This window comes from Kribbella speibonae, from assembly GCF_004331375.1.
GTDB lineage: Bacteria > Actinomycetota > Actinomycetes > Propionibacteriales > Kribbellaceae > Kribbella > Kribbella sindirgiensis.
In genome coordinates this window covers 1,819,756-1,833,055 of record NZ_SJKC01000001.1, presented here as the reverse complement: position 1 = coordinate 1,833,055, position 13,300 = coordinate 1,819,756, and the positions used below count along the sequence as shown (strand labels likewise).

Sequence of the window (13,300 nt, the reverse complement as noted above, 5' to 3'; positions counted from 1 at the left end):
ATCCACTCTCCATAAGAGACTGATGGTCTGTTATGGCGTCGACGCTATCAGACCGGCGGTCCGATAACAACAGACCGCTGGTCTGTAGACTGTGACGTATGACCTTCCAGCGCGCGCGCAGACCGGAGCAGCGGGCCGAGCGGCGGCGAGCGATCCTCGCGACCGCGGCCGCGATGCTGACCGAGATGCCGGTCGCGGACATCAGCCTGAACGAGCTGAGTCGCCGCGTCGGCCTCGCGAAGTCGAACGTGCTGAACTATTTCGACTCCCGCGAGGCAGTCCTGCTCGAGCTGTCGAGCAGTGAGCTGTCGGCCTGGGTGCAGGACCTGGCGACTGCCTTGCCGGACAGCTCATCTGAGACGACCGACGAGCGCGCCGACCGGCTCGTCGCGACGATCGTCAGCACATTGGCGAAGCGGCCGGTGCTCTGCGACCTGATCAGTACGCAGGCAGCGGTGCTGGAGCGGAACATCACAACCGAAACGGCACTCGCCTTCAAGCGCGCGGCCGCGGTCTCCTACGAACAGATGATCACGGTGGTCGTCGGTGTCCTGCCGGAGCTCGGCCCTGAAGGCGCAGGCAGGTTCATCGCCGCTGCGAGCCTGCTCGCCGGCTCGATCTGGACCCACTCCCACCCGGTGCCCGCGATCCTCGCCGCCTACGAGACCGACCCGGCGCTGGCTGCGATCCGGATGGAGTTCGAGCCGGCGCTGACCGACGCCCTGCGCACCTTGTTGTACGGCGCTCTGCCGCGCGTCACGGAGTGAAGACGGGCGCAAGGTCCACGTAGACGCGGTAATCGGTGATCAGACCGTCGTCGTTCACGTCCCAGATCGAGCAGGCGGGCAGCGTCACGTCCTTGCCGTCCAGCCGGGTGTAGGTGACGTCGGTTTCGGCCACGGTGGTCGCGCCGATGGTCCGAACGTGCAGCAGTTGGTGCCGGGTTCGCTGCACCATCGTGAAGAACGCCGCGTTGCCGGCCAGGATCGCGTCAATCCCGAGCAGCGGTTCCTGGTTGCCGAACGCGAACCGGGAGTCGCGGGCCAGCAGGGCGGTGAACGCGTCGAAATCCTGCTCGTCGACGGCTCGGAAGACTTCGGTTGCTTCAGGCATGGAACCGACGCTAACCAGGCTCGGCGCCGCCGGACATCCCACATTTATGGCATGTCGCCGGGGCGCCCGGTCGTGTCACCATCGATGCCATGACCAACGCCGCCCGCGTTCGCGCGCATGACCGGTTGGCCGCGCTGAGTACGGCGCGCCTGCCGCTGCCGGACGTGTTCGACGAGGCCCAGGAGATCCTGGCGCGCGCTCTGCCGCGGGAGGCCAGCTGCTGGCACTCCGTCGACCCGGCGTCGCTGGTCGAGACCCGCTATTCGGCCGAGCGGATGCCTCCGCCGACCGTGCAGGTCGCCGAGATCGCCTATCTCGCCGACGACTACAACTCGTTCGTGGAGCTGGCCAACGGCCCGCGGCACAGCGGTCTCCTCAGTGAGGCGACCGGTGGTGATCCGCGCCGCAGCCTGCGGTTCCGGGAGCTGATCGAGCCAGCTGGGATGCGCGGCGAGCTGCGGGCCGCGTTCGTCGTCGACGGCGTCTCGTGGGGCTGCGTCTCGTTCTTCCGGGAAGGCGACTTCGACGCCGACGACCGGGACTTCGCCGAACTCGTCGGACCGCTGCTGGGTCTGTGCTTCCGCGCGGCCGGGATCCATGCCCGGCCTACCGGCCCGGCCGCGGATCTGTGGCCGGGTGTCATCACGTTCGACGCGCGGCGCGCGGTCGAGTCGTACACCCCCGCGACCGCGAACTGGTTGCGCGAGTTCGGTTTCGCCGGCTCACCGGCTCTGGACCGGTTGCCGTTCGAGGTGATGACGCTGGTCGAGCGCGTCCGCGGTACGGCGCATGAAACGAGTGCCCGAGCGCTCGGGGAGTCGGGGCGCTGGATCCGGATCCACGCCGCACCGGCCACCCACGAACGCGTGACGGTCGTGCTGCAGGCGGCCGCCGTACCGTCCATCGCGCCGCTCATCTCCGCGGCGTACGGGCTGACACCACGGGAACGTGAGCTCACGGAGCTGGTCCTGCAGGGCTGCGACACCAGGGCGATCGCGGCCCGGATGGAGTTGTCGCCGTACACCGTGCAGAGTCACCTGAAGTCGATCTTCGCGAAGGTCGGCGTCCGCAGCCGGGGCGAGCTGGTCGGCCGGATCAACGGGTGATCCGGCCGACGACAGGAACTACGGCAAGTAGTAGTTCGGGTTCGGCAGCTTGAAGGTGCGGTCGGCGAACCCGCCCTTCAGGTCCGAGAACTGGTCGCCGAAGTTCGCGACGATGTCGTAGCCCAGGGACTCGATGTGCGCCCGGGTGGCCGACTTGTAGTGGATCGTCGTACAGGATCCGTTCGGGTCGCCGGCGCAGGCCGCCTTCAGGTAGTCCGGGTAGTCGGCGACGGCCGGCTTGGTGAACAGGCCGTCCTCGCCGTTGCTCAGCGCAGTCGGCTTCGGGTATCCGGCGTCGACGCCGATACCGTCCGTGGTGAGGTTGCCCAGCGTCGCCTGCTCCTGCGCGGCGCCGCGGCCGGTCAGGAAGAAGATCGCGTACCCCTCGCGCTCGGCCGTCTTCACCAGGTCGACCATGCCGGGCACGGCCGGGAACCGCTGGTTCAGCACGTAGTCCGCGTTCGTGGCCGGGTTGTACGCCCAGTTGCTGAAGATCTCGTAGTTCCACGTCGCCAGCGAGGTGTCGTCGACGTCCAGGAGAATCGCCTTCGTCTTGCGAGTGTGGTGCGGCAGCGAGATCCAGCGGGCCCCCGCGGCGGCGGCCTTCCGCGCTTCCTTCGCGTAGTTGCTGTCCGCCGCGAAGGTGCCGGTGCCGAGCGGGTCGCCGTAGTAGTTGCGCAGTTGCTGCCGCAGTACGTCGATGTTGGTGACCTGCTTCTCGCTGTGCGGTGTCGACGTCTGGATCGCCGGCTGCTGTGTCGCGGCACCGGCCGAGTACGCGACCCCGCCGACGACCGATGTCATCGCGACCGCGGCGACGCTGGTCAGAATCATGCGGCGGGACGGCCGGCGCCAGGAACGGAATGCCATGGTGACCCCTCCAAAACAGGAATGCTTGCGAAAGGCACGCTAACTCCATCCGCCGCCGATGTACCTGCCGCACGCCGCAACTTGAGGGGAATCCTGCGTCAGACAGCCTTCAGGTAGCGGTGGCACGGGATCGGCAACGTTCCGCGTTCGACCGACGCCGGATAGTCGAAGGGGCCGCCGTCGATCCAACCGCTGCGTTCGTAGAACCGCCGGGCACGCGCGTTGCCAGTCGCCACCGCCAGCCAGGCTTCCTGGTGACCTCCGGCCTTCACCTGCCGTTCGGCTTCGGCGAGCAGGGTCCCGGCGACACCCGATCCCCTGTGGTCGCGCCCGACGTACACCTGCTCGACCTCGGCGCCCACCACCATGACGAACCCGGCGATCTCGTCGTCGACAACGAGCACCGTCGTGTCCGCGACCCGCTGCGCGGCCCGGGTCCAGAACGACTCCTTGGTCCGGATCGCGACCAGTTCGTCCGGCACATGCCCCAGGTGGCCGTCCTGCCAGCCGGCGTACCAGATCGCGGCCACCGCATCGGCATCGTCAGCAACAGCAGGTCGCACAGTCATGCCGTCAGCGTAAATGAACCCGCGGCGCCCCTACGCTTGCTCCGTTCGCTTCCCTCACGAAGGAGAACACGCCGTGGCCACTGGTCTGGTCAGGACCGACGATCCGTGCCTCGCGTGGGGAGAGTCGATCGTGGAAGCCGTCAGCGAGAAGACCAATCGCGTCGTGCGCTGGCGCGGCCTCGACTTCGTCGTCCGGCCGAACGATCGAGCGCCGACGGACGCGGTGCACTCGCTCCGGTCGAACGACAGTCCGCTGTTTCTGCCCGAGGAGCTGGCCGACACGGTCCGCCGGTACGCCGCTGGGAAGCCGAAGCGGGGCGATGCGGAACGGTTGGTCCGCGCCACCGGCCACACAGTGTCGCAGTCGGCCGCGTTGAGCAGCCCGCTGTTCGACAACATCGGCGGGCTCCACGAGCAGGAGGCCGCCCTGGACGACGCGCTGGCCGACGTCTGGAGCCAGGAACGACTGGCCGAACTCTGGCCGAAGACCGAGTCCGGGCGGTTCATCCCCGTCGACGAGGTACCGGACTTCGCCTTCGCCGGCCGGAACCCGGCGGCGGCAGCGGCCGCACGGGAACTGATGACGGAGATCGTCCGGCAGCAGGGCCCCGGCGCCCCGATCGGACCTGAGGACTACGCCGCCCTCTCCGAGGCCTTGATCGCGACGAAACCCGACGAACGGTTCGGCGACATCCTCAAACTGCTGCCAGGCACCGACGAACTGTCGCCGTCAGACAAGTTTTCGGCGGAGGTCGGCATCCGCAGGGGCTTCGCCGAGGCCGTCGCACAGGGCGATCCGTCGCGCGCGGCCGCCGGCGTCCGGAGGGCGTCGGAGCGGATCGACCCCCAGCTCCGACGGCTGGTGGACGATCCGGCCCTGGCCGCGGTCACTCCGGGTCGTACGCCAGATTCGGCCGGAGCCAGCGTTCGGCCTCAGCGAGCGGGAGGCCACGACGTACGGCGTAGTCCTCGATCTGATCGCGGCCGAGGCGGCCGACACTGAAGTAGCGCGACGCCGGGTGCGCGAAGATCAGGCCGCTCACCGCCGCGGCCGGCGTCATCGCGAACGACTCGGTCAGCCCGAGGCCGATCTTGTCCGCCGCGAGCAGCTCGAACAGGTCCCGCTTCTCGCTGTGGTCCGGGCTCGCCGGGTACCCGAGGGCGGGCCGGATGCCGCGGAACCGCTCCGCGTGCAGGTCCTCCAGCACCGGCTGGACGCCGGGCTCGAACCACGCCCGCCGCGCCTCCAGGTGGATCCACTCGGCGAACGCCTCCGCGAGCCGGTCGGCCAGTGCCTTCACCATGATCGCCCGGTAGTCGTCGTTGCGTTCCTCGTACGTCTTCGCCAGCGCCTCCGCGCCGTGGATCGCGACCCCGAACCCGCCGAGATGGTCACCGGACGGCGCGATGTAGTCGGCCAGGCAACGGTTGTTCCGCCCGGCCGGCTTCTCGGTCTGCTGCCGCAGCATCGGGAACGACCGGTCCAGCCCGTCCAGGACGATGTCGTCGCCCTCGCTGTGCGCCGGCCAGAACCCGTACACGCCCTCGGCGGTGAAGGACCCGTTCGCGATGATCTCGTCCAGCAACGTGTTCGCGTCGTCGAACAGCTCCCGGGCGACCGGCTGCTCCAGGATCGCCGGGTACTTCCCCTTCAGTTCCCAAGCCAGGAAGAGGAACTGCCAGTCGACCATCTCGCGCAGCGTCTCGATACTCGGGGAGACGTAGCGCAGCCCGGTGAAGTCCGGCACCGGCAGCTCGCCGTACTCCACCGGCTCCTTGTTCGCCCGCGCCTCCGCCAGCGTCAGCATCGGGGCGCGCTGCTTGTTCGCATGCTGTTCGCGCAGCCGCTCCTGCTCGGCACTGTTGCTCTTGGCAAGCTCTGCGGCGCGGTCGGTGTCGAGCAGATCGGACACCACGCCGACCACCCGCGACGCGTCCAGCACGTGCACAGTGGTGTTCTCGTACGCCGGTGCGATCCGGACTGCGGTGTGCTGCTTGGACGTCGTCGCGCCGCCGATCAGCAACGGGAGCTTCAGCCCGCGCCGCTCCATCTCGGCCGCGACCGACACCATCTCGTCCAGTGACGGCGTGATCAGCCCGGACAGGCCGACCGCGTCCGCGCCCTCGGCCACCGCGGTGTCGAGGATCCTTGCCGCCGGCACCATCACGCCGAGGTCGATCACCTCGTAGTTGTTGCAGCCGAGCACCACGCCGACGATGTTCTTGCCGATGTCGTGGACGTCGCCCTTCACGGTCGCGAGCACCACCTTGCCCTGCCCGCGGACCATCTCCGCGCGGCCTTCACGCCGGGCCTGCTCCTTCTCCTCCTCCATGAACGGCTCGAGGTACGCCACTGAGCGCTTCATCACGCGGGCGCTCTTCACCACCTGCGGCAGGAACATCTTGCCGGCGCCGAACAGGTCGCCGACGACCTTCATCCCGTCCATCAACGGGCCCTCGATCACTTCCAGCGGCCGCGGCAGTTTCTGCCGGGCCTCCTCGGTGTCGTCCTCGATGAAGTCGACGATGCCGTGGACTAGCGCGTGCGACAGCCGTTCCTCGACCGAACCCTCCCGCCAGGTCAGGTCGACCTCGCGCTGCTTGCCCTTGCCCTTCACGTTCTCGGCGAACGCGACCAGGCGGTCGGTGGCGTCGTCGCGGCGGTCGAAGATGACGTCCTCGACCAGCTCCAGCAGGTCCTTCGGGATGTCCTCGTAGACCGCGAGCTGACCGGCGTTCACGATGCCCATGTCCAGGCCGACCTGGCCGGCGTGGTAGAGGAACGCCGAGTGCATCGCCTCCCGGACGATGTCGTTACCGCGGAACGAGAAGGACAGGTTCGAGATCCCGCCGCTGATGTGGACGCCCGGACAACGGTCTTTGATCAAAGGCAAAGCGTCGATGAAGTTCTTCGCGTAGCCGTTGTGCTCGGACATACCGGTCGCCACGGCGAGCACGTTCGGGTCGAAGATGATGTCCTCGGCCGGGAACCCGATACCGGTCAGCAGATCGTAGGCACGGCCGCAGATCTCCACCTTGCGCTCGACCGTGTCGGCCTGGCCCTGCTCGTCGAATGCCATCACGACGGCGCCGGCGCCGTACGACATGATCCGGCGGGCGCGGTCGAGGAACTCCTCCTCGCCCTCCTTCAGGCTGATCGAGTTGACCACGCCCTTGCCCTGCACGCATTTCAGGCCGGCCTCGAGCACCGACCACTTCGAGCTGTCGATCATGATCGGGATCCGGGCCACCTCGGGCTCGGTCGCGATCAGGTTCAGGAACGTCGTCATCGCCTGCTCGCTGTCGAGCAGGTCGGCGTCCATGTTCACGTCCAGCAGGTTCGCGCCGCCGCGCACCTGCTCCAGCGCCACGTCGACCGCGGCCTGGTGGTTGTCGCCCTCGATCAGCCGGCGGAACTTCGCCGAACCGGTGACGTTGGTCCGCTCACCGATCATCACGAACCCGGTGTCGGTGCCGATCTTGAACGGCTCGAGCCCGGAGAACCGGGTGGTGTGGTCGGTCGGTACGACGGTCCGCGGCCGGAGATCCTGCACCGCGTGGGCGATCTTCTCGATATGCGCGGGCGTCGTACCGCAGCAGCCGCCGACGATGTTGACCAGGCCGGACTCGGCGAACTCGTGCAGCAGCGCCGACGTCTCCTCGGGCGTCTCGTCGTACCCGCCGAAGGCATTCGGGAGGCCGGCGTTCGGATGCGAGGCGACGTACGTACCGGCGAACCGGGCCAGGTCGGCGACATGCGGGCGCAGTTGCGTCGCGCCGAGGGAGCAGTTGACGCCGACGACGAGCGGATTGGCGTGCTCGACCGAGCTCCAGAACGCTTCAACGGTCTGACCGCTCAGGGTGCGGCCGCTCAGGTCGACGATCGTCACCGAGATCCACAGCGGCAGGTCCGGCGCGACCTCACGGGCCGCGGCGACGGCGGCCTTCGCGTTCAGGGTGTCGAAGATCGTCTCGATCAGCAGCAGGTCCACGCCGCCCTCGGCGAGCGCCGCGATCTGCTCGGCGTACGCGTCCTTCACCTGCTGGAAGGTCACCGCCCGGTACGACGGGTCCTCGACGCGCGGGCTCAGCGACAGCGTCACGTTCAGCGGGCCGATCGAACCGGCGACGAATCGGCCGCCGAACTCGTCCGCGGCCTGCCGGGCCAGCCGCGCGCCGGCGACGTTCATCTCGCGGACGTAGGTCTGCAGACCGTAGTCGGCCTGGCCGATGCTCGTCGCGGTGAACGTGTTCGTGGTGGTGATGTCCGCACCGGCCGCCAGATACTGCCGGTGGACATCGAGGATCAGGTCCGGCCGGGTCAGGTTCAGCAGATCCGGGTCACCGGTCACATCGTGCGTGTGGTTCCCGAACCGATCGCCCTGGAAGTCGGCAGGCTGCAGCTTGGCGCCCTGCAGCATCGTGCCCCAGGCGCCGTCGAGGATCGCGATCCGCTGATTCAGCAGCTCCCGCAGCGCGGCTTCACTCATCTGCCAACCCCTCCAGAAGAACTCTCCGGAGGCGCCCTTGCATCAGTGCTCCAGGTCGAGCGTGGCGGACCCGGGTCCGTTGCAGCGCCTCTCGGCCTGGATGCCCCATGTTAGTGGCGTCACACTCAGCGCCAAGCGCATTGTCCACATTCTAGGACGGGTGTTCACTCAGTGGATGAGTTGCTGGATTGCCGGGGCGTACAGCGCGACGACGGTGTCCAGGTCCGCGGCGGCGATCGGGCCGGTCTTGTCGATCGCGATCGCGGCGCCGAGGCCGAGCAGGTGCGCGGTGATCAGGGCGGCGCGGAGGCCGGCGTCCGGACCGGTCAGCCGGGCGGCGAACGCGCGGGTGACCTGGCCGCGGAAATGCTCCCGGATCTGCGCCCGCTCGTCCCCCTTGCCTGCCGCGAAGACGACCCGGACGAGCAGGTCCTGATCGTTCTCCCGGCGGTACTCGACCAGCGTCCGGACGGCGTGCTCGCCGAGCCGTTCGTTCGGTGCTTGGAGCAGCAACTGAGCCGCCTCGCTGAAGTCCGCGACCCGTTCGAAGAGCGCTTCCTTACTGCCGTAGTACTTGACGATCAGGGCAGCACTGACCCCCGCGTCCGCGGCGACCCCGCGCAGCGTGACCGCGTTGTACGGTTCGCGCGCGAACGCCTTCCGCGCCGCCCGGAGGATCGTCGTCCGCCCCGGATCCGTCACGTCGTCGTCACCTCGTACGCCGGCTCCGGTCGCCGTACCGGAATCAGCAGCACCAGCCCCGCGGCGACCAGCGCGGCGATCCCCGCGATCACGAACACGATCAGGTACGCCGACAGCGCGGGCGCGACCCGGCCGCCCGCGGAGATCGTGACGCCGGCGAGCACGCTCGCCACGATCGTGCTGCAGATCGCCTGCCCGATCGTGCGCATCAACGTGTTGAGGCCGTTCGCGGCGGCCGTTTCGGTCACCGGCACAGCATGCATGATCAGCGCCGGAAGTGCCGAGTACGCAACGGCGGTTCCGGCACTCACCACCGTCGCGCCGATGACGATCCCGGCGACATTGCTGCTGGTGAAGAGGCGGACGACGTACCCGGCGGCCATCAGGACCGACGCGATCCCGAGCGTGAACCGCGGGCCGCGGGCCGCCGAGATCCGCGCGGACACCGGCGAGAGCAGCACCATCGCGACACCGCCGGGGAGCAGGCACAGGCCGCTGACCACGATGGATTCACCGAGACCGTAGCCGGTCCAGGTCGGCTCCTGCACCAGTTGGGCGGTCGAGAGTGAGTTGGCGTAGAAGGCGAAGCCGATCAGCAAGGCGCCGAGGTTCGTGAAGAGGACCGCAGGCCGCGCGGAGACGCGGAGGTCGACGAGCGGGCTCTTCGTCCGCAACTCGTACCAGCCCCAGAGCGGGACCAGCAGTACGGCGGCCGCGGACAGTCCGACGATCGCCGACGTACTCCACGCACTGCTCTTGGAGACCGCGAGCAGCAGGCAGACCAGGAACGCGCTCAGCCCGATCGCCCCGAGGACATCGAACCGGCCGCTGGTGCGGATCGCCGACTCCGGCACGATCAGCAGCACCAGGACGATGTCGAGCAGGCCGAGTCCGAGGTTGATCCAGAACATCGTGTGCCAGTTCGCGTACTCGACGACGAGCGTCGCGGCCGGAATGCCGAACGCGGCGCCGATGCCCAGCGTCGAGCTCATGATCGCGATCGACGGGATCACCCGGCGCGGCGGCAGTTCGTCGCGCAGGATGCTGATTCCGAGCGGGACCACGGCGACCGCGGCGCCCTGGAACGCGCGGCCGACGATCAGCACGGACAGGTTCGAGCTGCTCGCGCAGAGCAGTGAGCCGATCACCATCGACGACAGCGCGATCAGCAGGACGCGGCGCTTGCCGTACATGTCGCCGGCGCGGCCGAGCAGCGGCGTGAACACCGCGCCGGTGAGCAGAGTGACCGTGATCAGCCAACTGACGTCCGACGCCGGGCTGTGGGTGATTTCGGGGAGTACGGGGAGCAGCGGTACGACGATGGTCTGGCTGATCGACACCAGCACGCCGCAGAACGCCAGCGCTCCTAGAACCAGACGTGGCCGAACGGCAGGACGGGCAGACAAGCGGAGTCCTCACAGGGGTGAACGGTTGTTTACCCGATGATCGTAAACGCTTGTTCACCCCCGGAGGAAGTGGACCGGGAAACCGTTCACCAATTGGCCCAGCCCGACGGGCAACCAGTTGCCTACGGTGGGGCCCATGAGGATCTTCATCGCCGGCGCCACCGGCGCGATAGGCCGCCGCCTCGTCCCCCTCCTGGTCGCCGAAGGCCACCAGGTAACCGCCCTCACCCGCCGTCGAGGCGGCTCGTCCGTCGCCGGAGCCGGCGAGGCGGGCGGGAGGCGGACCGGCGAGGGCTCGCCCGTTGACGGGGGTGGGGTGCGGGCTGTTGTTGGGGATGTTTATGACGTTGGGCGGTTGCGGGAGGTGGTTGCTGAGGCTCGGCCTGACGTGGTGATGCATCAGCTGACCGACCTGGCGTCGCGGGACTTCGCCGCGAACGGCCGCATCCGCCGCGAAGGCACGCGCAACCTGGTCGACGCAGCCCTCGCGGCCGGCGTACGGCGAGTTGTCTCGCAGAGCATCGCCTGGGCGTACGAGCCCGGCGCGATCCCCGCGACCGAATCCACCCCGCTCGACCTGCACGCCACGGACGCCACCCGCCGCGCCACGGTCGAGGCCGTCGCCACCCTGGAGTCGATCACCGCCGAAGCCCCCGAGTGGGTCGTGCTCCGCTACGGCATGCTCTACGGCCCTGACACCTGGTACACCAAGGGCGGTCTGATGGCCGATCTCGCCACCACCGGCAACCTCCCCACCGGCCCCGACATCACCAGCTTCCTCCACGTAGACGACGCCGCGACCGCCGCAGCAGCCGCCCTCACGTGGCCGACCGGCGCCGTCAACATCGTCGACGACACCCCTGCCCCCGCATCCACTTGGGCGCCGGCCTTCGCCGAGTCGGTCGGCGTCTCCCCCGACCTACCCACTGACCACCGCGCTCGGGATGGCCGACGCGAGCTCGACCCGAGCGCCGCGCGTACGCCGTGGGCTCGCGGAGCGTCCAACGCCCACGCCCGCTCACTCGGCTGGACCCCCACCCACCCAACCTGGCACACCGGCTTCACCTCCTGACCCGTTCGAGTCGTGGCGATTGGCTCGCGGTCCGGAGTGCGAGTCGTGGATTGTGGTTGAGATTCGGAGCCGATTTTCACGACTCGGCGGGCACAAGAGATCGGGCCCGGCGCTCCGAGGGGGAGGGGGAGCGTCGGGCCCGATCTTGGCGGTCCGCCGGCAGCGAGGGGGTGGCGCTGGGGGCGGCGGACCGGGTCTGTGTGTTGACAGGTGGTGCTGGGTTAGCGGACCGGGCCGGTGATGAGTTCGATGGTTGCTTTGTGGGTTTGGCCGGACTGGTCGGTCCAGCCGACCTCGACCTTGTCTCCGGGGTGCTGGTTGTTGAGGAGCTCGGAGAGGGTGTCGGGCGAGGTGACGGCGTGTCCGGCGAAGGAGGTGATCACGTCACCGGCCTCGATCCCGGCCTCGTCCGCGTGACCGTCCGCGACCACGTCACCGACGACCGCACCGCTGGTACCGGCGCTCGTCACGACCGAGACCCCGAGCATCGCCGAGTCCCCGATGTGTACGTCGTCCGACGCCTTCCCGTCCTGAATCTGCTCAGCGATATCCAGCGCCTGGTTGATCGGAATCGCATACCCCTCGGTCGTCGTCCCGGTGCCGTTCCCCTGACCCGATCCGCCACCGGAGCCGTCCCCGTACCCGTTACCCGAGCCGTCGCCGTACCCGTTACCCGAGCCGTCGCCATACCCGTTACCCGAACCCGAGCCGTCGCCCGATCCATCGCCGCTGCCCGAGCCTGAGCCGTCCCCGTAGCCGTTGCCGGAGCCGTTGCCGAAGGGGAAGGTGCCGGTTCCGTTTCCGTCGCCGTAGCCGTTGCCCGTGGTGGTTCCGTTGCCCCAGGCGGCCAGGGTGGCGGTGGCGCTCTGTGCGGTGGACGCCGCGGTCTGCCCCGGACGGCCCTGGCCGCCGTTGTTGCCGCCATTGCCGGCCACGTCGACGCCGATCACCTCGCCGCTCGCGTTCACCAGCGGGCCACCGGAGTCGCCGGCCTGGATGTTCGCGTCGGTCTGGATCAGGTTCTCCAGGTTCTCCGGGTCCTGCCCGTTCTCGTCGGTCGCGGTGATCGACTGGTTCAGCCCGGTCACCTTCCCGGCCGCGTAGCTCGGCTCGCCGCCGTCGCCGCCGGCGTTCCCGACCCCGACGACCTGATCACCGAGCTTGACCTGGTCGGAGTTCCCGGTCTTCGCGGTCTCCAGCCCGGACGCGTCCTTGAGCTTCAGTACGGCGATGTCATGCTCCTCGTCGTACCCGACGACACTCGCGCTGTACGTCTTCCCGTTCCCCACGTCCGTCACGCTGATCGACGTCGCGCCCTCGATCACGTGGTGGTTGGTGAGGACCTCGCCGTCGGAGGTGAGCACGATCCCGGTGCCGGCCGCCCGCGCGTTCTCGTACCCGAGGACGGTGTTCACGTCCACCAAACCCGGAGACACCTTCGCGGCCACGGCGGCTGGGTCGAAGGCTTGCTGCGACAGCTGCGAGCTGTTCGCGCCGGAGCGCTGGTCGATGCCCCAAGCAACCGAACCGGCAACCAGCACAGCGGCCAGCCCGAGCGCCCCGGCACCCAACAGCCGCCGCCCCCGCTTCTTCGGCGCCTGGACCGGAGCCCCAAACGCATACGGAGCCCCAAACTGCGCCCCATACTGCGGCTGCCCGTACTGCGGCATCTGCTGGTACTGCGGATACGCCTGCTGCCCGTACGGCTGCCCCGGCTGCTGACCGTGCGGCTGCCCAGCCACCTGAGCCGGTTGACCTGCCACGGGACCCGGCTGCTGACCATGCTGAGCGGGCTGCTGGCCGTACTGCTGACCTGGTTGCTGCCCCGCCTGCTGACCTGGCTGTTGGCCGTGGTTGCCGCCGGCTTGCTGTGCGCCGGGCTGTGGGCCGGTGCTCTGCTGTCCGTCGTTGTGCGGTCCCGGTGCAGCGCTCTCGTTCATCTGGTGTCGCCCTCCTCGGCAAGTTCCCTCTG

The 13,300-nt window shown here is 68.9% G+C and carries 11 protein-coding genes and 1 riboswitch; of the genes, 4 read left to right on the top strand and 7 right to left on the bottom strand.

Annotated elements, in window-relative coordinates; all coding sequences use genetic code 11:
• Positions 1–98: 98 nt before the first annotated feature.
• Complete coding sequence (locus tag E0H92_RS09180) at positions 99–767, top strand: TetR/AcrR family transcriptional regulator (RefSeq protein WP_131468533.1); 669 nt, start codon at positions 99–101, stop codon at positions 765–767.
• Here E0H92_RS09180 and E0H92_RS09175 read toward each other — a convergent pair.
• The gene (locus E0H92_RS09175; RefSeq protein ID WP_131468535.1) at positions 757–1,113 is read right to left on the bottom strand and encodes a nuclear transport factor 2 family protein; all 357 of its coding nucleotides are present in this window, start codon (positions 1,111–1,113) and stop codon (positions 757–759) included. The genes E0H92_RS09180 and E0H92_RS09175 overlap by 11 nt on opposite strands.
• 89 nt (positions 1,114–1,202) lie before the next feature.
• Between E0H92_RS09175 and E0H92_RS09170 the strand changes: the two genes are divergently transcribed.
• Positions 1,203–2,219 (top strand): helix-turn-helix transcriptional regulator, encoded by a 1,017-nt coding sequence (locus E0H92_RS09170; RefSeq protein ID WP_131468537.1) that lies wholly within the window; start codon positions 1,203–1,205, stop codon positions 2,217–2,219.
• An 18-nt stretch (positions 2,220–2,237) separates the two neighbouring features.
• Here E0H92_RS09170 and E0H92_RS09165 read toward each other — a convergent pair whose 3' ends face one another.
• Positions 2,238–3,089 carry an HAD family acid phosphatase gene (locus E0H92_RS09165; protein ID WP_131495954.1) on the bottom strand — a complete coding sequence of 284 codons (852 nt, stop codon included), beginning with the start codon at positions 3,087–3,089 and terminating at the stop codon, positions 2,238–2,240.
• Positions 3,090–3,187: 98 nt separating this feature from the next.
• Positions 3,188–3,658, bottom strand: a complete 471-nt coding sequence (locus E0H92_RS09160) for a GNAT family N-acetyltransferase (RefSeq protein WP_131495953.1) — start codon at positions 3,656–3,658, stop codon at positions 3,188–3,190.
• A 73-nt stretch (positions 3,659–3,731) separates the two neighbouring features.
• On the opposite strand from E0H92_RS09160, the gene E0H92_RS09155 reads away from it, so the two are divergent.
• A complete protein-coding gene (locus E0H92_RS09155; protein WP_131495952.1) occupies positions 3,732–4,661 on the top strand; it encodes a hypothetical protein in 930 nt (309 codons plus the stop codon).
• On the opposite strand, the gene metH is transcribed toward E0H92_RS09155, so the two are convergent.
• From metH to E0H92_RS09140, 3 genes are all read right to left on the bottom strand, one after another.
• On the bottom strand, positions 4,546–8,148 hold the full coding sequence (metH, locus tag E0H92_RS09150) for a methionine synthase (protein WP_131495951.1): 3,603 nt from the start codon (positions 8,146–8,148) through the stop codon (positions 4,546–4,548). The two genes, E0H92_RS09155 and metH, sit on opposite strands and share 116 nt — an antisense overlap.
• Before the next feature lie 22 nt (positions 8,149–8,170).
• Positions 8,171–8,247, bottom strand: a riboswitch (S-adenosyl-L-homocysteine riboswitch).
• 69 nt (positions 8,248–8,316) lie between these two features.
• Positions 8,317–8,850, bottom strand: coding sequence for a TetR/AcrR family transcriptional regulator (locus tag E0H92_RS09145; RefSeq protein WP_131495950.1), 534 nt, complete (start codon positions 8,848–8,850; stop codon positions 8,317–8,319).
• Entirely contained in the window at positions 8,847–10,256 is a 1,410-nt protein-coding gene (locus tag E0H92_RS09140; protein ID WP_131495949.1) for an MFS transporter, read from the bottom strand. Before E0H92_RS09140 ends, E0H92_RS09145 begins: the two co-directional genes overlap by 4 nt.
• Before the next feature lie 136 nt (positions 10,257–10,392).
• Here E0H92_RS09140 and E0H92_RS09135 point away from each other — a divergent pair, with 136 nt between their 5' ends.
• Positions 10,393–11,328, top strand: coding sequence for an NAD-dependent epimerase/dehydratase family protein (locus E0H92_RS09135; RefSeq protein ID WP_131495948.1), 936 nt, complete (start codon positions 10,393–10,395; stop codon positions 11,326–11,328).
• Between the two features lie 221 nt (positions 11,329–11,549).
• Here the strand turns inward: E0H92_RS09135 and E0H92_RS09130 are convergent, their stop codons facing one another.
• Entirely contained in the window at positions 11,550–13,268 is a 1,719-nt protein-coding gene (locus E0H92_RS09130) for a S1C family serine protease (protein WP_238173356.1), read from the bottom strand.
• Positions 13,269–13,300: the final 32 nt, after the last annotated feature.